The organism is Serratia sp. TSA_130.1, assembly GCF_052691795.1.
Genome location: NZ_JBQZFS010000004.1, coordinates 177118 through 195514 on the forward strand (window position 1 = coordinate 177118; position 18397 = coordinate 195514).

Annotated in this window: 19 protein-coding genes; 14 read left to right on the forward strand and 5 right to left on the reverse strand. The window is 62.9% G+C overall.

Annotation, left to right across the window (positions count from 1 at the left end):
• Window positions 1-46: 46 nt before the first annotated feature.
• The gene (locus ACUTQY_RS16440) at window positions 47-1213 is read left to right on the forward strand and encodes an MFS transporter (RefSeq protein ID WP_046686990.1); all 1167 of its coding nucleotides are present in this window, start codon (window positions 47-49) and stop codon (window positions 1211-1213) included.
• On the opposite strand, the gene guaD is transcribed toward ACUTQY_RS16440, so the two are convergent.
• Window positions 1195-2511 carry a guanine deaminase gene (guaD, locus tag ACUTQY_RS16445; RefSeq protein WP_046686989.1) on the reverse strand — a complete coding sequence of 439 codons (1317 nt, stop codon included), beginning with the start codon at window positions 2509-2511 and terminating at the stop codon, window positions 1195-1197. The two genes, ACUTQY_RS16440 and guaD, sit on opposite strands and share 19 nt — an antisense overlap.
• A gap of 427 nt (window positions 2512-2938) precedes the next feature.
• Between guaD and fecI the strand changes: the two genes are divergently transcribed.
• The 5 genes from fecI (at window position 2939) to ydfG (ending at window position 8478) form a co-directional block, all read left to right on the forward strand.
• Window positions 2939-3463, forward strand: a complete 525-nt coding sequence (gene fecI / locus ACUTQY_RS16450) for a ferric citrate uptake sigma factor FecI (protein ID WP_046686988.1) — start codon at window positions 2939-2941, stop codon at window positions 3461-3463.
• Window positions 3460-4416, forward strand: a complete 957-nt coding sequence (fecR, locus tag ACUTQY_RS16455; RefSeq protein ID WP_046686987.1) for a ferric citrate uptake sigma factor regulator FecR — start codon at window positions 3460-3462, stop codon at window positions 4414-4416. Before fecI ends, fecR begins: the two co-directional genes overlap by 4 nt.
• Before the next feature lie 114 nt (window positions 4417-4530).
• Window positions 4531-6882 carry a TonB-dependent Fe(3+) dicitrate receptor FecA gene (gene fecA / locus ACUTQY_RS16460; RefSeq protein WP_084710291.1) on the forward strand — a complete coding sequence of 784 codons (2352 nt, stop codon included), beginning with the start codon at window positions 4531-4533 and terminating at the stop codon, window positions 6880-6882.
• A gap of 199 nt (window positions 6883-7081) precedes the next feature.
• Window positions 7082-7603, forward strand: coding sequence for a GNAT family N-acetyltransferase (locus ACUTQY_RS16465; RefSeq protein ID WP_046686986.1), 522 nt, complete (start codon window positions 7082-7084; stop codon window positions 7601-7603).
• 125 nt (window positions 7604-7728) lie between these two features.
• The gene (gene ydfG, locus ACUTQY_RS16470) at window positions 7729-8478 is read left to right on the forward strand and encodes a bifunctional NADP-dependent 3-hydroxy acid dehydrogenase/3-hydroxypropionate dehydrogenase YdfG (RefSeq protein ID WP_033642989.1); all 750 of its coding nucleotides are present in this window, start codon (window positions 7729-7731) and stop codon (window positions 8476-8478) included.
• Window positions 8479-8514: 36 nt separating this feature from the next.
• Here ydfG and ACUTQY_RS16475 read toward each other — a convergent pair whose 3' ends face one another.
• Entirely contained in the window at window positions 8515-8841 is a 327-nt protein-coding gene (locus tag ACUTQY_RS16475) for a YnfA family protein (RefSeq protein WP_033650474.1), read from the reverse strand.
• 148 nt (window positions 8842-8989) lie between these two features.
• Here ACUTQY_RS16475 and ACUTQY_RS16480 point away from each other — a divergent pair, with 148 nt between their 5' ends.
• Window positions 8990-9358 carry a DUF1283 family protein gene (locus ACUTQY_RS16480; RefSeq protein ID WP_033633135.1) on the forward strand — a complete coding sequence of 123 codons (369 nt, stop codon included), beginning with the start codon at window positions 8990-8992 and terminating at the stop codon, window positions 9356-9358.
• 89 nt (window positions 9359-9447) lie between these two features.
• Entirely contained in the window at window positions 9448-9747 is a 300-nt protein-coding gene (locus ACUTQY_RS16485) for a DUF1161 domain-containing protein (RefSeq protein WP_033642988.1), read from the forward strand.
• A gap of 52 nt (window positions 9748-9799) precedes the next feature.
• Here ACUTQY_RS16485 and ACUTQY_RS16490 read toward each other — a convergent pair whose 3' ends face one another.
• Entirely contained in the window at window positions 9800-11287 is a 1488-nt protein-coding gene (locus tag ACUTQY_RS16490) for an MDR family MFS transporter (RefSeq protein WP_033642987.1), read from the reverse strand.
• A 509-nt stretch (window positions 11288-11796) separates the two neighbouring features.
• Here ACUTQY_RS16490 and ACUTQY_RS16495 point away from each other — a divergent pair.
• The 5 genes from ACUTQY_RS16495 to clcB all read left to right on the forward strand — a co-directional run bounded on the left by ACUTQY_RS16495 (window position 11797) and on the right by clcB (window position 16657).
• The gene (locus ACUTQY_RS16495; protein ID WP_033642986.1) at window positions 11797-12513 is read left to right on the forward strand and encodes an ABC transporter permease; all 717 of its coding nucleotides are present in this window, start codon (window positions 11797-11799) and stop codon (window positions 12511-12513) included.
• Between the two features lie 64 nt (window positions 12514-12577).
• Window positions 12578-13435, forward strand: a complete 858-nt coding sequence (locus ACUTQY_RS16500; protein WP_223524993.1) for a glycine betaine ABC transporter substrate-binding protein — start codon at window positions 12578-12580, stop codon at window positions 13433-13435.
• Between the two features lie 8 nt (window positions 13436-13443).
• On the forward strand, window positions 13444-14094 hold the full coding sequence (osmW, locus tag ACUTQY_RS16505) for an osmoprotectant ABC transporter permease OsmW (protein WP_004938544.1): 651 nt from the start codon (window positions 13444-13446) through the stop codon (window positions 14092-14094).
• Window positions 14091-15230, forward strand: coding sequence for an osmoprotectant ABC transporter ATP-binding protein OsmV (gene osmV / locus ACUTQY_RS16510; protein ID WP_033642984.1), 1140 nt, complete (start codon window positions 14091-14093; stop codon window positions 15228-15230). Before osmW ends, osmV begins: the two co-directional genes overlap by 4 nt.
• Window positions 15231-15355: 125 nt before the next feature.
• Window positions 15356-16657 (forward strand): voltage-gated ClC-type chloride channel ClcB, encoded by a 1302-nt coding sequence (clcB, locus tag ACUTQY_RS16515; protein WP_033642983.1) that lies wholly within the window; start codon window positions 15356-15358, stop codon window positions 16655-16657.
• Here clcB and ACUTQY_RS16520 read toward each other — a convergent pair.
• Window positions 16654-17046 (reverse strand): helix-turn-helix domain-containing protein, encoded by a 393-nt coding sequence (locus ACUTQY_RS16520; protein WP_033650479.1) that lies wholly within the window; start codon window positions 17044-17046, stop codon window positions 16654-16656. The genes clcB and ACUTQY_RS16520 overlap by 4 nt on opposite strands.
• Before the next feature lie 69 nt (window positions 17047-17115).
• Between ACUTQY_RS16520 and ACUTQY_RS16525 the strand changes: the two genes are divergently transcribed.
• Window positions 17116-17610, forward strand: coding sequence for a DUF2938 family protein (locus ACUTQY_RS16525; protein ID WP_033642981.1), 495 nt, complete (start codon window positions 17116-17118; stop codon window positions 17608-17610).
• 5 nt (window positions 17611-17615) lie between these two features.
• Here the strand turns inward: ACUTQY_RS16525 and bioD are convergent, their stop codons facing one another.
• Window positions 17616-18281 carry a dethiobiotin synthase gene (bioD, locus tag ACUTQY_RS16530; RefSeq protein WP_033642979.1) on the reverse strand — a complete coding sequence of 222 codons (666 nt, stop codon included), beginning with the start codon at window positions 18279-18281 and terminating at the stop codon, window positions 17616-17618.
• Window positions 18282-18397: the final 116 nt, after the last annotated feature.

The window sequence follows — 18397 nt, forward strand, 5'->3', positions numbered from 1 at the left end:
GCCACGCGCTACACTGCCGGCCTGACTCTGCAACCGAAGGATGCTTATGACACCCACGAGAAAGCTGACGGCGATAGCGCTGGTCATCGCCTTTATTCAATTCACCAATGCCCTGGAATACATGGTGTTCAACCCGATATTTCTCTATATGGCCGCCGACTTTTCCGTGCCCGTCAGTTACGCCGGTTATGTCAGCGCGGCCTATACGCTGGCAGCGGTGATTTCCGGCATCGGCGCGTTCTATTGGATCGGCGGCGTTGAAAAGCGGCGTTTTCTGCTGCTCAACGTCGCGCTGCTGGGGGTGACGACCTTACTGATCGCCGCAACCCAGCAGTTTTATTGGCTGTTGGCGCTGCGGCTGCTGGCCGGTCTGCTGGGCGGCACCACGATGGGCGTGGGGATCGGCTTGCTGCTCAACGCCGCGCCGGCCGCGCTGCACGGCCGAATGTTGGCGACGGTGATCGCGTCTTTTTCGCTGGTGAGCATCGTCGGCATGCCGGGCATGCTGTACCTGTGCGAGGTGGCAAGCTGGCGCGCCGCGCTGGTGACTATCGGCGGGCTGTGTCTGCTGGCGGCGGTGTTGGTGGCGCTGTTCGTTCCCAGGGATGCGCCGCAGCCACAGGCTGCCGCGCCCGTCACGCTCGATCGCCGGCTGTTGCTGTTCGCCTCCGCCGCCGGTCTGACGCAGTTCAGCCCGATGCTGCTGATCCCGGTGCTGGCGCCGCTGCTCACCCAGCGGCTACAGGCAGCCAATGCGCATTTGCCCTGGCTGTTTCTCATTGGCGGCGTGGCCGGCTATCTGGCGACCGTGCTGGCGGGCCGCTGGCTGCAACGCTTTGGGGCCGTGACGCTGACGGTGAGCGCCACGCTGTTGCTGCTGGGCAGCCTGTGGCTGGCGGCGCGCGGTGGCGATCGCGCTGAACTGTTTATGGTGACGTTTCTCGCGGCAGCCTACGCGCGACTGGTGGCGATCTCTTCCCTGAGCATGCGCTGGCCGGACAATCGGCAACGCGCCGCCTTCGGCACGCTGCAAACCGCCCTGATACACCTGAGCGCCACGGTGGCCTTCTTGCTCTCCTCCGCGCTGCTGAGCGGCGGCCTCACCCCGCGCAGTTTGCAGCGCCTGCTGTGGCTGTGCGCACTGAGCGCCGTCGCCGTCGCGCCGCTCAGCGTTTGGCTGCAGGCGCGGCTGCGTCAGCGCGACGCCTCATAAACCACCTTGCCGTCCACATAGGTGCGATAAATATTGCGATCGTCCCCCAGGGTCATCAGCACGAACCCTTGTTCCGCCGTCGTGGCGCTGTTGGCGTAGCGCAGCTGCTGCAGCGGCGTCACCGCCGGATCGAGCACCACGAAATCCGCCTCTTTGCCGACGTTGAAGTTGCCGATTTTGTCGTCCAGCGCCAGCGCGCTGGCGCCGCCCAGGGTGGCATGATAGAACGCTTCTACGGCGGAGAGCCGGTAATGCTGCAGCTGGCCGACCTTGTACGCCTCGCCTAACGTGCGCAGCATATTGAAGGTGGTGCCGGCCCCCACGTCGGTGCCGATGCCGAGCTTCACCTGCTTGCGCCAGGCCTGCTGCAGGTCAAACAGCCCGCTGCCGAGAAACAGGTTGGAGGTGGGACAAAAGGCGATCGCCGAGCGGGTATCGCACAGGCAATCCCACTCCTGCTCCTCCAGATGCAGGCAATGGGCGAATACGCTTTTATCGCCGGTCATGCCGTAGCGGTGGTAAACATCCAGATAGCTGCGGTGTTGCGGGAACAGCGCTTTTACCCAGGCCACTTCCTGCGGATTCTCGCTCAGGTGCGTCTGCAGCCAAACGTCGGGATATTCTTCGCGCAGCCGCTGCACCTGCGCCAGCAGCGCCGGCGTACTGGTGGGCGCAAAGCGCGGCGTAATGGCGTAACCGAGGCGGCCTTTGCCGTGCCAGCGTTCGATCAGTTCGCGCGTCTGGCGATAACTCTGCTCCGGCGTTTCCAGCAGCGCCTCCGGCGCATGGCGATCCATCATGACCTTGCCGGCGATCAGGCGCATGTTCAGCGCTGCCGCCTGGCTGAACAGCGCATCGACCGACTGTGGATGCACGGTGCCGAACACCAGCGCGGTGGTGGTGCCGTTACTCAACAACTGCTGCAGAAAGAAAGCCGACATCGCGTCGGTGTGCTGCTCACAGTCGTAACGGCTTTCTGTCGGGAAGGTGTAATTGTTTAACCAGTCCAGCAGTTGATCGCCATAGGCGCCAATCATTTCGGTTTGCGGATAGTGGATATGGGTATCGATAAAACCCGGCACGATCAGCTTGTCGCGATACTCCGTGACCGCGAAGCCCGGCGGCAGCAGCGCCTCGCCCTGCCGCCAGCTGCCGAACCAGACGATGACGCCGTCGTTCAGCAGCAGCAAACCGTCGGGAACATGCCGCAGGCGTTCTTCGAGCTGTTGCGGCGACTCCACACAGGCTGCGATATCAAAAAAATTGCCACGAATAGCCGTGGTGAATTGCAGTGCCATTATTTTCTTCCTGGTGACGACCGACCAAGCTCACCCGCGAAATAACCTGCGCCGATGAAACAAGGCTTTTTTGCCCAAACGCAAAGACCGGCTTAAGCATAGCAAGCCGTATGCCAACAGGCGGCGATAAAATACATTTTTAAATAAAAACAATTAATTAGTAATTAACCTAAAAGCATAGACCGGCGAAAGAGAATAAGACCCACGCTCAGTCTTCGACGGCGGATAAATAGCAACCGTTTGCTTGCCGAAATAACACCGCGCCGCTGCACCTTTAATGGGCAAACGACGCTCTTTACGACCGTCCGCTTTATTTCAACACCGCTTCCGGGGGCGGAACCCCAGCCTGGAGGCAACGGCCAAACTTGAAACGATAACTATTCTCAATTATCATCCGCGCATCTTTTTGACCAGCAATGCGAAAACCATGTCCGCCACCGCCTCTGCCCCGCACGCCGCGCTGTCGCGCCTTTACGCCACCCACCACGCCTGGTTGCAGGGATGGTTGCGTCGGCGGCTGGGCTGCGCTTTCGACGCGGACGATGTGGCGCAGGACACCTTTATGCGCCTGCTGAAAAGCGACGCCGCGGCGACCCTGCGCGAGCCGAAAGATTTTCTGGTCACCGTCGCCAAGCGGGTGATGGTCGATCTGTTCCGCCGCAGAACGCTGGAGCGCGCCTATCTTGAGATGCTGGCGCTGATCCCGGAAGGCTACGCCCCGTCGCCGGAGCAGCGCCAGAGCCTGCTGGAAAGCCTGCAGCAGATCGACGCCATGCTCGACGGCCTGGGGCCGAAGGTAAAACAGGCCTTTCTGTTGTCGCAGCTCGAAGGCCTGGGCTATGCGGACATCGCCGCGCGCCTCGGCGTGTCGGTCAGTTCGGTTAAAAAATACATGGCCAAAGCCACCGAGCATTGCCTGCTGTTCATCCTCGAAAACGACGTTTATTCATGAGCAACGCCATCACCCCCGAGCAGCGCCAGGCGCTGAAAATGGCCGCACACTGGTATGCCCTGCTGTGCGACGAGCACGTCACCGAACGCCAGCGCCAACAGTGGCAAGCCTGGCACCAGCAGCATGACGATCACCGCTGGGCCTGGAAGCGCGTCGAAGCGTTGCAGAGCCAGCTGCAGGGCGTGCCGGGCAAATTCAGCTATCGCGCGCTCGATCGCGCCGGCCGTCAATCGACGATCGATCGCCGCACCCTGCTGAAAAGCCTGCTGCTGTTGCTCGGCGTGGGCGGCGGCGGCTTCTTCTACCGGTCGCCGCTCGGCCAGGAGCTGCGCGCCGACTACCGCACCGCCACCGGCGAAATCAAACCCATTGTGTTAAGCGACGGCACCCAGCTGGTGCTGAACACCGCCAGCGCGGTGGACGTGCATTACGACGATCGCCAACGGCTGATCCGCTTGCACGCCGGGGAAATCAGCCTGGTTACCGGACGCGATGCCCGGCCGCTGTGGGTGCAGAGCCCGCAAGGGGCGATGCGCGCGCTCGGCACCCGTTTTTTGGTGCGCGAGAGCGGCGGCGAAACGCGCCTGACGGTGCTGGAGCATGCAGTCGAAGCGCAGCTGGCGCAAGACGCGCAACAAAAGCGCCGGGTGAACGCCGGCGAACAGATAAGCTTCAGCGCGGCGGCCTTCAGCGATAAGCAACCGGCTACGGCGGAAGACGGCTGGCTACACGGGGTGCTGAGCGTCAGCCAGTGGCGGCTGGACCGGGTGATCGCCGAACTGGCGCGCTATCGGCGCGGCCACCTGAGCTGCGATCCGGCCGTTGCCGGCCTGCGCGTCAGCGGCAGTTTCCCGCTCAACGATACCGATCGCGCCCTCGCCCTGCTCAGCCAGACGCTGCCGGTACGCCTGCAAAGCTTTACCCGCTATTGGTTGCAAATCGTCCCCGCCTGAATTTTTTAAATGAAAATGATAAAAAATCGCATTCTTGATTGTCCCTTTTGCTTTGCTCATCCGACTCCCAGGAAAACACTGCAGCAATAAATAAAAAATGATTCAGGAGAAGGTATGAACAACGCTTGGGGAAAGGTCGCTCCGGCTTCGCTTTGGGGAAAACGGGCTACGCCGCTGGCCGTGGCCATTGGCCTGGTCTTCGCTGCACCGCAGATGGCGAGCGCCGCCAGCACCGCTGCCGCCTATCACATTCCGGCCGGTGAGCTGGACGGCGCGCTGAACGCTTTCGCCGCGCGCGCCGGCATCGCGCTCTCGGTGGACGGCGCACTAACCGCCGGTAAACGTTCGCCGGGCCTGAGCGGCAGCTACGGCGTCGATGACGGCCTGAACGCCCTGCTGGCGGGCAGCGGCCTGCAGGCTAAAGCGCTCGGCAACAACGGCTACACGCTGGCCAAACTGCCGCAGCCGCAGAAAGAAGAGGACATCACCGTGGTCGGCGACTGGCTGGCGGAAGGCCGTCAGGCAGACGTGTTCGAACACCCCGGCGCGCGCGACGTAGTGCGCCGCGAAGACTTCGTCAAAACCGGCACCACCACCGTGCGTGAAGCGTTGAACCGCGTGCCGGGCGTGGTGGCCCCGGAAAACAACGGCACCGGCAGCCACGATATGGCGCTGAACTTCGGCATACGCGGCCTCAACCCGCGCCTCGCCAGCCGCTCCACCGTGCTGATGGACGGCATCCCGGTGCCCTTCGCCCCTTACGGCCAGCCGCAGCTGTCGCTGGCACCGGTCTCGCTCGGCAATATGGATGCGATTGACGTGGTGCGCGGCGGCGGCGCGGTGCGCTATGGGCCGCAGAGCGTCGGCGGCGTCGTCAACTTCGTTACCCGCGCCATCCCGAAAACCTTCGGCCTGGAGGCCGGCATGCAGGGGCAGCTCAGCCCGACCTCGCGCCAGGATCACCCGAAAGGCACCGGCAACCTGATGATCGGCGGCACCGCCGACAACGGCTTCGGCGCGGCGCTGCTTTACTCCGGCACCCGCGGCAGCGACTGGCGCGAGCACAGCGCGACCAAGATAGACGACGTGATGCTGAAAAGCCGCTACGCCCCGAACGAGGTGCACACCTTCAACAGCCTGCTGCAATACTACGAAGGCGAAGCGAACATGCCGGGCGGCCTGAGCCGGGCGGACTACAACGCCAACCCGTTCCAGTCTACGCGCCCGTACGACAAGTTCTGGGGCCGCCGCCAGTTGGCGAACTTCGGCTACCAATATCAGCCTGATCAGCAGCATAAGTTCGACGTGCAGAGCTTCTACACCTACACCCTGCGCAGCGGCTATCTGGATCAGGGCAAGAACCTGACGCTGTCGCCGCGCGAATACTGGGTGCGCGGCGTAGAACCGCGCTACAGCCAGAGTTTCCGCTGGGGAGATTCCGCCCATGAGGTCGGCGTCGGCTACCGTTACGTCAGTGAGTCCACCCATGAGCTGCGCTACACCAGCAAGGCCAGCACCGGCAGGCTGCCGTCCACCGCCAGCCCGTACGATCGCGACACCCAGTCCGGCACCGAGGCGCACGCCTTCTATCTCGACGATCGCATCGACATCGGCGACTGGACCATCACGCCGGGCATGCGCTACGAGTACATCAAGTCGTATCAGAACAACTACATCAAGAATAACCGCCTCGACGTCAGCTATAACGCGCCGCTGCCGGCGTTGAACGTGATGTATCACCTGAACGAATACTGGAACCTGTACGCCAACACCGAAGGCTCCTTCGGCACCGTACAATACAGCCAGATGGGCAAAGCGGTCGACAGCGGCAAGATTGAACCGGAGAAGGCGCGCACCTGGGAACTGGGCACCCGCTACGCCGGCGATGCGCTGACCGGCGAGATCGGGCTGTTCCTGATCAACTTCAACAACCAGTACGATTCCAACCAGGTGACCGACAGCGTGACCGCGCGCGGCAAAACCCGCCACGCCGGGCTGGAAGGCAGCCTGCGTTACGATCTGTCGCAGCTGACGCCGAAACTGGACGACCTGACCGCCTACGCCAGCTACGCCTACGTCAACGCCACCATCCGCGAAGACGGCGGCTACAAGGGCAACCAGGTGCCGTTCTCGCCGAAGCATAAAGGCACCCTGGGGCTGGACTACACGCCGGGCAACTGGGCGTTTAACCTTAACGGCGAGTTCCAATCCAACCAGTTCGCCGACAACGCCAACACCGTGGCGGAAAGCGCCGACGGCAGCACCGGCCGCATTCCCGGCTATATGCTGTGGGGCGTGCGCGCCGCCTATGATTTCGGCCCGGAAATGGCCGGCCTGAATCTGGGCGTCGGCGTGAAAAACCTGTTCAACCACGAGTATTTCACCCGCGCCTATGACGACAACAACAAAGGTCTGTACATCGGCCAGCCGCGCACGATCTATCTGCAAGGTTCGGTGAAGTTCTGATCCTCAACGGCGGGCGCGGTTAACCGTGCCCGCCGCCTTTCCCGTCGACGTGACGACGTCACATAAAACCGTTCCTCCGCGTCGCCGCAACGGCGAAAAATAAGTCGCTTCTGACGCCAATACGCGTAATATCGACGATCCGCCCCGATTTATGTGCGCGGATTTTTTGCCGTTATGGCCTGAAAAGCGAGGAAATAAAATGAATCACAATGACCTTTCTCAGTGCCGCGTTGACACCGACCGTTTGTTGATTGCCCCCTTTACCGCAGCAGACGCCGACGATGTTTACCAGGCGATCACCCCCACGCTGACGCGCTTTATGACCTTTGAGCCGGAGGCGTCGCCGGAAGATTTCGCCAACGTTTGGCAAAGCTGGCTGCCGCTGATGCGCGAAGGCGAAGAAGTGATCTTCGTCGCCCGTCGGCGCGAAGACCGGCAGTTCGTCGGCGTCGGCGGCGCGCACAACCTGCGCAGCCCCACCCCGGAGCTGGGCATCTGGGTGAAAGAGAGCCTGCATGGCCAGGGCTACGGCCGCGAAATCGTGCAGGGCATCGCGCGCTGGGCCAGCGAGCGCTTTCAGCCGCCGCACTTTCTCTACCCGGTGGCCGAGCAGAATACCGCCAGCCGCCGTCTCGTCGAGTCGCTGGGCGGCGTGCTGGCAGGCCGTTGCGAACGCATCAAGTATGACGCCGTGTTCTACCACCTGCCGCCTCAGCGCTAATCAGCATCGGGCCGCTGGCCCGGTGTGACCTTTTTTCCTTTCCGCCGTGATAACCGCTGCCACTGCCTGCGGGTTTGTGCTAATGATAGAGGCATGTAGGGTAAAAACAGTTGAGGAACAGCAACATGATTATATTTGTTACCGGCGCCACCTCCGGTTTCGGCGAGGCCATTGCGCGCCGTTTTATCCGTGAAGGCCACCAGGTGATCGCCGCCGGGCGCCGCCTTGAGCGTCTCGAAGCGCTGCAGGAAGAATTGGGGGAAGCGTTGCACATCGTGCGGCTCGACGTGCGCAACCGCGCCGCCATTCAGCAGGTGATAGAAGCGCTGCCGGCCGAGCTGCGCCAGATCGACGTGCTGGTGAACAACGCCGGGCTGGCGCTGGGGCTGGAGCCGGCGCACAAGGCCAACGCCGATGACTGGGAAACCATGATCGACACTAACGCCAAAGGGCTGGTGAACATGACCCGCGCGCTGCTGCCCGCCATGGTCGAGCGCAACGTCGGCCACGTGATCAACATCGGTTCCACCGCCGCCAACTGGCCCTATGCCGGCGGCAACGTGTACGGCGCCACCAAGGCGTTCGTCAAGCAGTTCAGTCTGGGCCTGCGCGCCGATCTGCACGGCACGCGCATCCGCGTGACCGATATCGAGCCGGGCCTGGTGGGCGGCACCGAATTCTCCAACGTGCGCTTCAAGGGCGATGACGGCAAGGTCAATAAAACCTACGAAGGCGCCGATGCGCTGACGCCGGAAGACATCGCCGAGTCGGTATTCTGGGTCGCCACGTTGCCGGCGCGCGTCAACATCAACACGCTGGAAATGATGCCGGTCAGCCAGTCCTTCGCCGGGCTGAACATCCACCGCGGCGCCTGAGCCCTGTCGGCGGGAGGCGACTCCCGCCGTGTTTCCTCAGGCCGCGCGCCAGCCGGAAACAATAATCAGCATGCCCGCCAGCGCCACCCCGGCGCCGACCCAATCCAGCGTAGACAGCTTCACGCCGTCCACCACTCGCAGCCACAGCAGCGCCGTCGCCACATACACGCCTCCATAGGCCGCGTAGACCCGCCCGCTGGCCGCAGGATGCAGCGTCAACAGCCAGACGAACAGCATCAGGCTCAAGGCCGCCGGCAACAGCAGCCAGGCGCTGCCCTGCTTCTTGAGCCACAGGTAAGGCAGGAAACAGCCGATAATTTCAGCGAGGGCGGTGGCGAAAAACAACAGCGTAGTTTTTAACATCGGTCGCAGTTTTCTCTCGATAAAGTAAACGAATCGGCACTTGGCTGGTGAATTCCAGGAGCGCGGTGGTATATTTGTCACCACGCCTGCGGGCGAGGTAACGCCAGTGCCGCCTTCATCAGGCGCACTCACTCATAAGGATGAAACGATGAAAACATTTTCGACCCAACGACTGCTGCGCGGGATGCTGCCGGTCGCCATGCTGGCCGTAATGGGCGCCTGGCAGGCGCCGGCGCTGGCCGCCACCTGCACTCAGGGCAGTACCTGCGTCACCGTCGATGGCAAAGGCAGCGGCGCGATGAGCACCGAAGAAGCGCGCCAGAGCAAAGAGCAGTGGAATGATACCAAATCCCTGCGCCACAAGGTTAACACCCGCGTCGAGAAAGAATTCGACAAGATCGATCGCGCGGCGGATGACGAAGATCGCTGCAACGACAGCAACAACGTCAACGCCTACTGGGAGCCGGACACCCGTAAATGTCTGGATCGCCAGACCGGGCGTCGGATTAATCCTTAATCCGCCTGCGGCGGGCGGGCAAGCGTGAAACCCGGCCGCCGTTGCTGCTATCCTGTTACAGGAAGTCCATTGTCTAAAAGGATGACGTGATGAAAAAAACGCTGATATTAACCGCTGTGTTGCTGGCCGGCGCGCCGATAGCGGCTCTGGCCTCCTGCGAAAGCGTGAAAGCGGACATTTCGCAAAAAATCGTCAATAACGGCGTACCGGAGTCCGGCTTCAAACTGGAGATCGTGCCAAACGATCAGGCCGATCAAGCGGGCGGCCAGGTGGTCGGCCACTGCGAAAACGACACCCAGAAGATCGTCTACACCCGCCTGAACAACGGCGACGATCGCGGTGATGCGGCGCAGACCGGCACCAGCCAGGATACCTCCAACACGCAGTAAGCCGCACCGGCTACCCAGGGCGCTCTGCAGCAGCGCCCGCTCCTTCTCTTCCTTACGCCTGTTCCGCCTCTTCCTCTTCGCCCTGCGGCCGACAACGCGCCGGGATCAGCATCGCCGCCGCCAGCGCCAGCAACGACACCAGCGCCGAAACCAGAAACACCCAATGCAGCGAAGCCGCCACTTGCTGGGTCAGCTGCGCCAACGCCTCGCTCCCCATGCTCTGGCGCACTGCCGGTTCCATCAGCCGCTGTACCGGATCGTCAATCTCCGGCAAACGCCACTGCAGGTTGAGATTCAGCGTCGCGCCCAAAATCGCGGTGCCGATGGCCGAGCCCACCATGCGGGTAAACACCGTACAGGCGGTGGCGATGCCGCGAATGCTGTAATGTGCCGCGTTCTGCACCGAAACCAGAAACGTGGTATTGCACAGCCCCATGCCGGCGCCGACCATAAACGCCGCCACCCGGCCCCACAGCAAGCCGCCCTCCGGCTGCAGCAGCAGCAAGATCAGGCCGCCCGCCACCAACAACAGCGCGCCCAGCAGCGCCGTAGCGCGGTACGAGGTCATCAGCATCAAGCGGCCGCTCAGCGTGCTGGCCAGCGGCCACCCGATCGACATCAGCGCCAGCGTGGTGCCCGCCTCCAGCGGCGAGCCCCCCATCACGCCCTGAATGAAGGTCGGCAGAAAGGCGCTGATGCCCATCATCGCCGCGCCGATCACCAGCCCGCCGATGTTACCGGCGACGATCACCCGGCTTTGCCACAGCGCCAACGGGAACAGCGGTTCGACCGCGCGCCGCTCCTGGCGGACAAGCAGCGCCAGCGCCGCTGCCGCCAGCGCAAACAGCGGCACCACCCACCAGCCCAGGCTTTCCATCTGCAACAGCGCCAGCAGCAGCGCCGAAACGAACAGCGTCAGCCAGGCGGTGCCGGCCAGATCCAGCGCGTGCTGGCGCAATGGCTGATGCGCCGGCAGATAGCGCCAGAGGAAGAACATCGCCAACAGGCCGATCGGCAGGTTGACCCAGAACACCAACGCCCACGGCAAATGTTGCACGATAAACGCCCCCAACAGCGGGCCGATGATCGCCGACACGCCCCACACGCTCGACAGGTATCCCATCACCTTCGGCCGTTCGGTGGCGCTGTAGATATCGCCGATGATGGTAGAGGCGATCGGCATGATGGCGCCGGCGCCCAGCCCCTGCAGCAGACGAAAGCCGATCAGCCAATACATGTCGGGGGCGAAACCGCACAGTACCGATCCCAACAGGAACAGCGTGGCGCCGAAGAAGAACACCCGCTTGCGGCCGTAGAGATCCGCCAGCCGCCCGTAGATGGGAATGGTGATCGCCTGCGACAGCAAATAGACCGCGAACACCCAGCCCAGCAGCGAGAAACCGCCGAGATCGCCGATGATGGTCGGCATGGCGGTGGCGACGATGGTGGCTTCGATCGCCGACATGAACATCGCCAGCATGCAGGCGATCAGAATCAGCGGGCGGTGAGCGATGGGTGCGGGTGAAACGTTATTTGTCATGGCGTTATGCAGGTTTCCTGGCGTTTTTGTTTTCCCTGAGTATATCAGCAAGCGCCTACACCGAGTCTATCCGCCCTCACATCCCGTCTTCGCCGACGGCGGATCGCACCATTTGGACTTGTTGTTACGGCGTAACGTTATGCGGCGGATTTTTTTCACTTTCCCCCCATCCCAGCGCTGACGCGGGCTGACACGCCGATTGGCGCAAACTCAATCACCTGATTTTGTTCATAAAACTTGGCACGGTCAACGACAGAGTGCTATACCTTCCCTAGCCGGGGTCGTTGGGCTTCGTGCTTTCTCGGGTTTAAATATCAGTATCTTATGCTGATTAACTCACGTATTGAGCCTACGTTCAGCACGCTGTGCCGAACGCACCCTTCGCTCAATGTCGCTAACCTCATGCGAAACGCCCGTTTTGTACCGCCACGCCCGCCGGGCCGTGGGTAACAATCAGAGCGGAATGCGCCGTCTCGTCGGCCGCTCCGCGCAACGGAGGACGCAACATCATGCACAAGTCAGCGCCATACCGGCGCCTGCTCCTCGGGAGCCTGTTGTTTATCGCCGTCATCGCACTGCTGGTTTACGGCATCGGTTGGGACACCCTCAAGTCGCGCCGGGAAGATTTGATCTACCTCGGCCAACAACACATGTTCCTGGTGGCCTGCTCCATGCTGCTGTCGCTGCTGGTCGGCATTCCCAGCGGTATCTTGCTGAGCCGCCCTTTCGCCCGCCGCTGGGCGGAACACGTGATGCAAATCTTCAACGTCGGCAACACCCTGCCGCCGCTGGCGGTGCTGGCGCTGGCGATGGTGATCATCGGCATCGGCGATCGGCCGGCGGTGGTGGCGCTGTTCCTCGCCTCGCTGCTGCCCATCGTGCGCAATACCTATGCCGGCCTGCGTTCGGTGCCGCCGGCGCTGGTCGAGGCCGCCAACGGTATTGGCATGACCGCCGGGCAGCGGCTGCGCCAGGTCGAACTCCCCAACGCGCTGCCGGTGATCTTCGCCGGGATACGCATCGCGATGGCGATTAACGTCGGCACCGCGCCGCTGGCGTTTTTGATTGGCGCCAGCAGCTACGGCGAGCTGATTTTCCCCGGCATCTACCTGAACGACTTCCCGACGCTGATCCTCGGCGCCGCCGCCACCGCGCTGATCGCCCTGCTGCTCGATCTGGCGCTGGCCGGTCTCGGCCGCCGGCTCAGCCCGCACACCGCATCCTGATGGGAGAAACGCGATGACTCGATGGTTACAACGCCTCCGCCACGCGCTGCTGTTCTCCTTGCTGATGACCGGCGCGGCCGCCTGGGCCGCTCCGCTGACGCTGGCGAGCAAGAACTTTACCGAACAGCGCATTCTGTCGGCGATCACCGTGCAATACCTGCGGGCCAAAGGTTTTCAGGTCGAACCCAAGACCAACCTGGCCACGGTGATCACCCGCAACGCCATGATCAACAAGCAGATCGACATGACCTGGGAATACACCGGCACCTCGCTGATCATCTTTAACCACATCAATAAGCGCATGACGCCGCAGGAAACCTACGACACGGTGAAAAAGCTCGACGCCAAACTCGGCCTGGTGTGGCTGCAGCCGGCGGACATGAACAACACTTACGCCTTCGCCATGCAGCGCCGGCGCGCGGAAAAAGAGCAGATTCGCACGATGTCGCAGCTGGTGGCCAAAGTGGAACAGGTGCGTAAAACCGACCCGAAACACAACTGGCTGCTGGGGTTGGATCTGGAGTTTGCCGGCCGCTCGGACGGCCTGAAACCGATGCAGGCGCTGTACGACATGCCGCTCGATCGCCCGCAAATCCGCCAGATGGATCCCGGCCTGGTCTACAACGCCATCCGCGACGGCTTCGTCGACGCCGGGCTGGTGTACACCACCGATGGCCGGGTGAAAGGGTTCGATCTGCAGGTGCTGGAAGACGACAAAGGCTATTTCCCGAGCTACGCGGTCACGCCGGTAGTGCGCGCCGACGTATTGCAAAACACGCCGGGGCTGGAAGCGGCGCTGAACACGCTGTCGAAACAGTTCAACAATCAGGTGATCACCGAGCTGAACGCTAAGGTGGATATCGACTACCAGACGCCGCAACAGGTCGCCGACGCGTTCCTCAAGCAGCGCGGCCTGATTTAGGAGGCATGATGAATACCTTACTTTACGCCTGGCAAAACTGGGCCTATATCGCCGGATTGACGCTGGAACACCTGCTGCTGGTCGGCATCGCCGTCGGCCTGGCGATCCTGATCGGCGTGCCGCTTGGCGTGCTGATCGTCCGCCACAAATGGCTGGCGACGCCGGTGCTGAGCCTGGCCACGCTGGTGCTGACCGTGCCCTCCATCGCCCTGTTCGGGCTGATGATCCCGCTGTTTTCATTGATTGGCCACGGCATCGGCTACGTGCCGGCGATCACCGCGGTGTTCCTCTACTCGCTGCTGCCGATCGTGCGCAATACCCACACCGCGCTCGACAATCTGCCCGGCGGGCTGCGCGAAGCCGGCCGCGGCATCGGCATGACCTTCTGGCAACGGCTGCGCTGGGTGGAGATCCCGGTGGCGCTGCCGGTGATTTTCGGCGGCATCCGCACCGCCGTGGTGATGAATATCGGCGTAATGGCGATCGCCGCGGTGATCGGCGCCGGCGGCCTCGGCCTGCTGCTGCTCAACGGCATCAGCAGCAGCGACATTCGCCAGTTGATTACCGGCGCCGTGATGATCAGCCTGCTGGCGATCGTCCTCGATTGGTTATTGCACCGCTTGCAAATTGCGCTAACGCCCAAGGGGATCCGCTCATGATTAAATTGGAAAATCTGACCAAACAGTTCATGCAAAAGAACGGCACGCCGTTCAACGCCGTCGACAACATCAATCTGGACGTGCCGGAAGGCGAAATCTGCGTGCTGCTCGGCCCTTCCGGCTGCGGCAAAACCACCACGCTGAAGATGATCAACCGCCTGATCGAACCCACCGGCGGCACCATTCTGATCAACGGCGAAGACACCAGCGCGCTGGATACCGTCAGCCTGCGCCGTAAAATCGGCTACGTCATCCAACAGATCGGTCTGTTCCCCAACATGACCATCGAGGAGAACATCACCGTGGTGCCGCGCATGCTGGGCTGGGACAAAAAACGCTGCCACGCCCGCGCCGAGGAGCTGATGAGCATGGTGGCGCTGGATCCCAAGCGCTTTTTGCACCGCTACCCGAAAGAGATGTCGGGCGGGCAGCAACAGCGCATCGGCGTGATCCGCGCGCTGGCGGCCGATCCGCCTGTGCTGCTGATGGATGAACCCTTCGGCGCGGTGGATCCGATCAACCGCGAAACCATCCAGAACGAGTTTCTCGACATGCAGCGCCAGCTGAAAAAGACCGTGATGCTGGTCAGCCACGACATCGACGAAGCGCTGAAGCTCGGCGATCGCATTGCGGTGTTCCGCCAGGGTAAAATCGTGCAGAACGCCAGCGCCGATGAGCTGCTGGCGCGGCCGGCGAACGAGTTCGTCGCCTCCTTTGTCGGCCAGGATCGCACGCTGAAGCGCCTGCTGCTGGTGCAGGCCGGAGACGTGGCAGGCCAACAAGAGACGGTGACGGTGCGCCGGGAAACGCCGCTGGTGGAGGCGTTCGGGCTGATGGACGATATCGACGCCCGTTCAGTGACGGTAGTGGACGCCGACGGCAAGCCGCTGGGCTACGTCAAACGCCGTGAGGCGCGCGGCGCGCCGGGGGTGTGCGCCGACAGCCTGCACCGTTTCCGCGTCACCGCCCGCGCGGAAGAGAACCTGCGCGTGGTGCTGTCGAAGCTGTACGAACACAACACTTCCTGGATGCCGATCGTCGATGAAGACGGCCGCTACAGCGGCGAAATCTCGCAGGATTATATCGCCGACTACCTCAGTTCCGGCCGCACACGCCGGGTGTTGACGCCGCAATAACCCACGCCGGGGCGCTCGCCGCCCCGCCCATGCCGCAGTTTGCTAAAGATTCACTGGTCATCGGCCGGAGCGCCAAGCACAATGCGCTGATGACCCTTTGATTTTTCTCACGACGCCGCCCACGCATGAAAAGATTGGTCCACCTGCACCACTATCGCGCCCTACTGCGCAGCCTGCTTATCGCCGTATTTATCGGCGTCGCCGCCGCCCTGGCGGTGTGGCTGTTTCACCGTTCGATGATTGGCCTCGAGTGGCTGCTGCTCGGCAATGCCGACGGCAGCCTGGTAGCCGCCGCCGCCGCGCTGCCCGGCTGGCGACGCGCGCTGACGCCCGCGCTGGGCGGTCTGGCGGCGGGCCTGCTGCTGTACATTCACCAGCGCTACCGCCACCAGCGCCCGGCGGCGCCCACCGACTATATGGAAGCGATTGAGACCGGCAACGGCAAGCTGGATACCGGCGCCAGCCTGGTGAAGTGTCTGGCGTCGCTGCTGGTGGTGTCGAGCGGCAGCGCCATCGGCCGCGAAGGCGCGATGATCCTGCTGGCGGCGCTGGTGGGATCGCTCTTCGCCCAGCGCTTTACGCACGAGAAAGAATGGAAACTGTGGGTGGCCTGCGCCGCCGCCGCCGGGATGGCCAGCGCCTACCATGCGCCGTTGGCGGGCAGCCTGTTTATCGCCGAGATCCTGTTCGGCACCCTGATGCTGGCCTCACTCGGCCCGGTGGTGATCGCCGCAGTGAGCGCTCTGCTGATGACCAACCTGCTCAACGGCGGCCAGGCGCCGCTCTACCTGGTGACGCCGCTCTCCGCTCCCTTGCCGACGCAATACCTGCTGATGGCGCTGGTCGGCGTGGTGGCCGGCGCCGGCGGGCCGCTGTTTTTGTGGTTGATGACCGCCAGCGGTCGCGCCTTCCGATCGCTGCGCCTGAAGCCGCCATTGCAGCTGGCGTTGGGCGGCCTGATCGTCGGGCTGCTTTCGCTGCTGTTTCCGCAAGTGTGGGGCAATGGCTACAGCGTGGTGCAGGCGCTGCTGATCGCGCCGCCGGGGGTGTTGCTGCTGGGCGCGATCCTGGTGTGTAAACTGTTGGCAATCCTCGCCAGCAGCGGCTCGGGCGCGCCCGGCGGGGTCTTCACCCCGACGCTGTTCGTCGGCGCCGCGCTCGGATCGATAATCGGTCAGCTGTTCGGCCTGTGGCCGGGCATGGATGCGGCGGTGCCGCTGCTGCTGGCGCTGACCGGCATGGCCACCCTGCTGGCCGCCACCACCCATGCGCCGATCATGGCGGCGCTGATGGTGTTTGAAATGACCGGCGAATACGCGCTGCTGCCCGGCATTCTGCTCGCCTGCGTGATCGCCACCACCGTGTCGCGCGGCCTGCGGCCGATCTCGGTGTACCACACGGCGCCGCTGCCCAAGCGCGAGGTTTAGAACTCACCCTGCTGCAATATTTTCCTGAACTGCGGGCACTGCAGGTGCTCGGGTTCAGGGCAATCAACCATGTGCCGCAGCCCGTCGCGCACCTGTATCAGGCGCTGGATATGGCGATCCAACTCATCCGCCCGCGCCGCCAGCAACACGCGATTGAGCGCGATTTTGCCCCGTTCGTCAAATAAGGCGCTCATCTCATCCAACGTAAAACCGGCCAGGCGCGCGAGGGCGATCAACCGCAGTTGATCGAGCACCCCGGCGGCGTATTGACGGCGCAAACCGTGGCGGCCTATCGACGCGATCAGCCCCTTTTTCTCGTAATGCCGCAGCGCAGAAGGCGCGACTCCGCTCAGGCGCGCCACCGCGCCGATATCCAGTTCTTTTGCCATTGACTTGAAGCCGACTTTAAGTTGCACACTGTGCGCACCTTATCACGTCACTGAGCCAAGGACACCCCTATGACCCCCGATTTGTTATTGCGCATTCTGTTAACCGGCGCCGGCGCCACCCTCTGCATGGATTTGTGGGCGTTGCTGCTGAAGCGGCGCTTCGGCATCCCTTCCCTCGATTACGCGCTGGTGGGCCGCTGGTTTCTCGGCATGTTCGACGGCCGCTGGTTTCACGCCACCATCGTCACGGCGCCGCCGCGCCAGGGTGAGAGAAAAATCGGCTGGATACTGCACTACGCCATCGGCTTGGCGTTCGCCTTTATCCCGCTCGGTTTGGCGGGCATCGAGTGGTATGCGGCGCCGGAACCGCGCATCGCGCTGTTGAGCGGCTGGCTGAGCCTGGCGGCGCCGTTTCTGGTGATGCAGCCCGCGCTGGGCTTTGGCGTGGCGGCGGCGAAAACCGCCAATCCGCGCAGAGCGCGGCTCCTCAGCCTGCTCACCCACACGGTGTATGGGCTGGGCCTGCTGATCGCCGCCCGATTGTTGGCGACGTTCTGCGCCTGAATGGGCTACAGCAACGTGGAAATATCGAGGTAGTGCGCCAGTTCGCGCTGCTCCGCGCGCGGCAGATACGGAATTTCACCCAGCAGCGGCGCGGAAATGCGCTGCTGCAGCGCCGTGATGGTTTCGGCATAGTGTGCCAACCCCGGATTGATGCGGTTGGCCACCCAGCCCAGCAGCGGCAGGCCGTCATTGATGATCGACTGCGCGGTCAGCAGCGCATGGCTGACGCAGCCCAGCTTGATGCCCACCACCAACACCACCGGCAGTTGCTCCTGCACCACCCATTCGGCGTACGGCCGCAGATCGTTCATCAGCACGCGCCAGCCGCCGCTGCCCTCCACCACCACCGTATCGGCTTTGGCGGACAGATCGCGCAGGCCGCTGCTCATCAGGCCGTAGTTGATGTCCTCGGTGGCATGCGCATGAAACACCTCATCCAGACAGGTGATGGGATTGATCTCCTCATAGCACAGCGGCAAGGTGGAAGATGCCTGCAACACCAAAGCGTCTTTATTGCGGATGCCCTCGCTGGTTTCCTGGCAGCGCGCGGCGATCGGCTTGTAGCCCGCGACCGAGCGGCCATCGGCGGCCAGCGCCTGCATCAACCCGCGGGAAACCACGGTTTTACCGACGTCGGTATCCGTGCCTGTCACAAATAAACGCTTCAACATGAATAAAATGCCCCAGAATGCCCCGTTAACAATGTATCGCCGCACCGGCGGCGAAGAAGTCTTGCGGAAAAATTCTAGGGGATGCCGCCACGTAGGGGCTTGAGGTAGCTCAATCT

Bases quoted from the DNA above. Each gene is read 5' to 3' on its own strand.
- ACUTQY_RS16440 (WP_046686990.1), top strand. From the start codon at position 47: ATGACACCCACGAGAAAGCTGACGGCGATAGCGCTGGTCATCGCCTTT.
- guaD (WP_046686989.1), bottom strand. From the start codon at position 2,511: ATGGCACTGCAATTCACCACGGCTATTCGTGGCAATTTTTTTGATATC.
- fecI (WP_046686988.1), top strand. From the start codon at position 2,939: ATGTCCGCCACCGCCTCTGCCCCGCACGCCGCGCTGTCGCGCCTTTAC.
- fecR (WP_046686987.1), top strand. From the start codon at position 3,460: ATGAGCAACGCCATCACCCCCGAGCAGCGCCAGGCGCTGAAAATGGCC.
- fecA (WP_084710291.1), top strand. From the start codon at position 4,531: ATGAACAACGCTTGGGGAAAGGTCGCTCCGGCTTCGCTTTGGGGAAAA.
- ACUTQY_RS16465 (WP_046686986.1), top strand. From the start codon at position 7,082: ATGAATCACAATGACCTTTCTCAGTGCCGCGTTGACACCGACCGTTTG.
- ydfG (WP_033642989.1), top strand. From the start codon at position 7,729: ATGATTATATTTGTTACCGGCGCCACCTCCGGTTTCGGCGAGGCCATT.
- ACUTQY_RS16475 (WP_033650474.1), bottom strand. From the start codon at position 8,841: ATGTTAAAAACTACGCTGTTGTTTTTCGCCACCGCCCTCGCTGAAATT.
- ACUTQY_RS16480 (WP_033633135.1), top strand. From the start codon at position 8,990: ATGAAAACATTTTCGACCCAACGACTGCTGCGCGGGATGCTGCCGGTC.
- ACUTQY_RS16485 (WP_033642988.1), top strand. From the start codon at position 9,448: ATGAAAAAAACGCTGATATTAACCGCTGTGTTGCTGGCCGGCGCGCCG.
- ACUTQY_RS16490 (WP_033642987.1), bottom strand. From the start codon at position 11,287: ATGACAAATAACGTTTCACCCGCACCCATCGCTCACCGCCCGCTGATT.
- ACUTQY_RS16495 (WP_033642986.1), top strand. From the start codon at position 11,797: ATGCACAAGTCAGCGCCATACCGGCGCCTGCTCCTCGGGAGCCTGTTG.
- ACUTQY_RS16500 (WP_223524993.1), top strand. From the start codon at position 12,578: ATGACCGGCGCGGCCGCCTGGGCCGCTCCGCTGACGCTGGCGAGCAAG.
- osmW (WP_004938544.1), top strand. From the start codon at position 13,444: ATGAATACCTTACTTTACGCCTGGCAAAACTGGGCCTATATCGCCGGA.
- osmV (WP_033642984.1), top strand. From the start codon at position 14,091: ATGATTAAATTGGAAAATCTGACCAAACAGTTCATGCAAAAGAACGGC.
- clcB (WP_033642983.1), top strand. From the start codon at position 15,356: ATGAAAAGATTGGTCCACCTGCACCACTATCGCGCCCTACTGCGCAGC.
- ACUTQY_RS16520 (WP_033650479.1), bottom strand. From the start codon at position 17,046: ATGGCAAAAGAACTGGATATCGGCGCGGTGGCGCGCCTGAGCGGAGTC.
- ACUTQY_RS16525 (WP_033642981.1), top strand. From the start codon at position 17,116: ATGACCCCCGATTTGTTATTGCGCATTCTGTTAACCGGCGCCGGCGCC.
- bioD (WP_033642979.1), bottom strand. From the start codon at position 18,281: ATGTTGAAGCGTTTATTTGTGACAGGCACGGATACCGACGTCGGTAAA.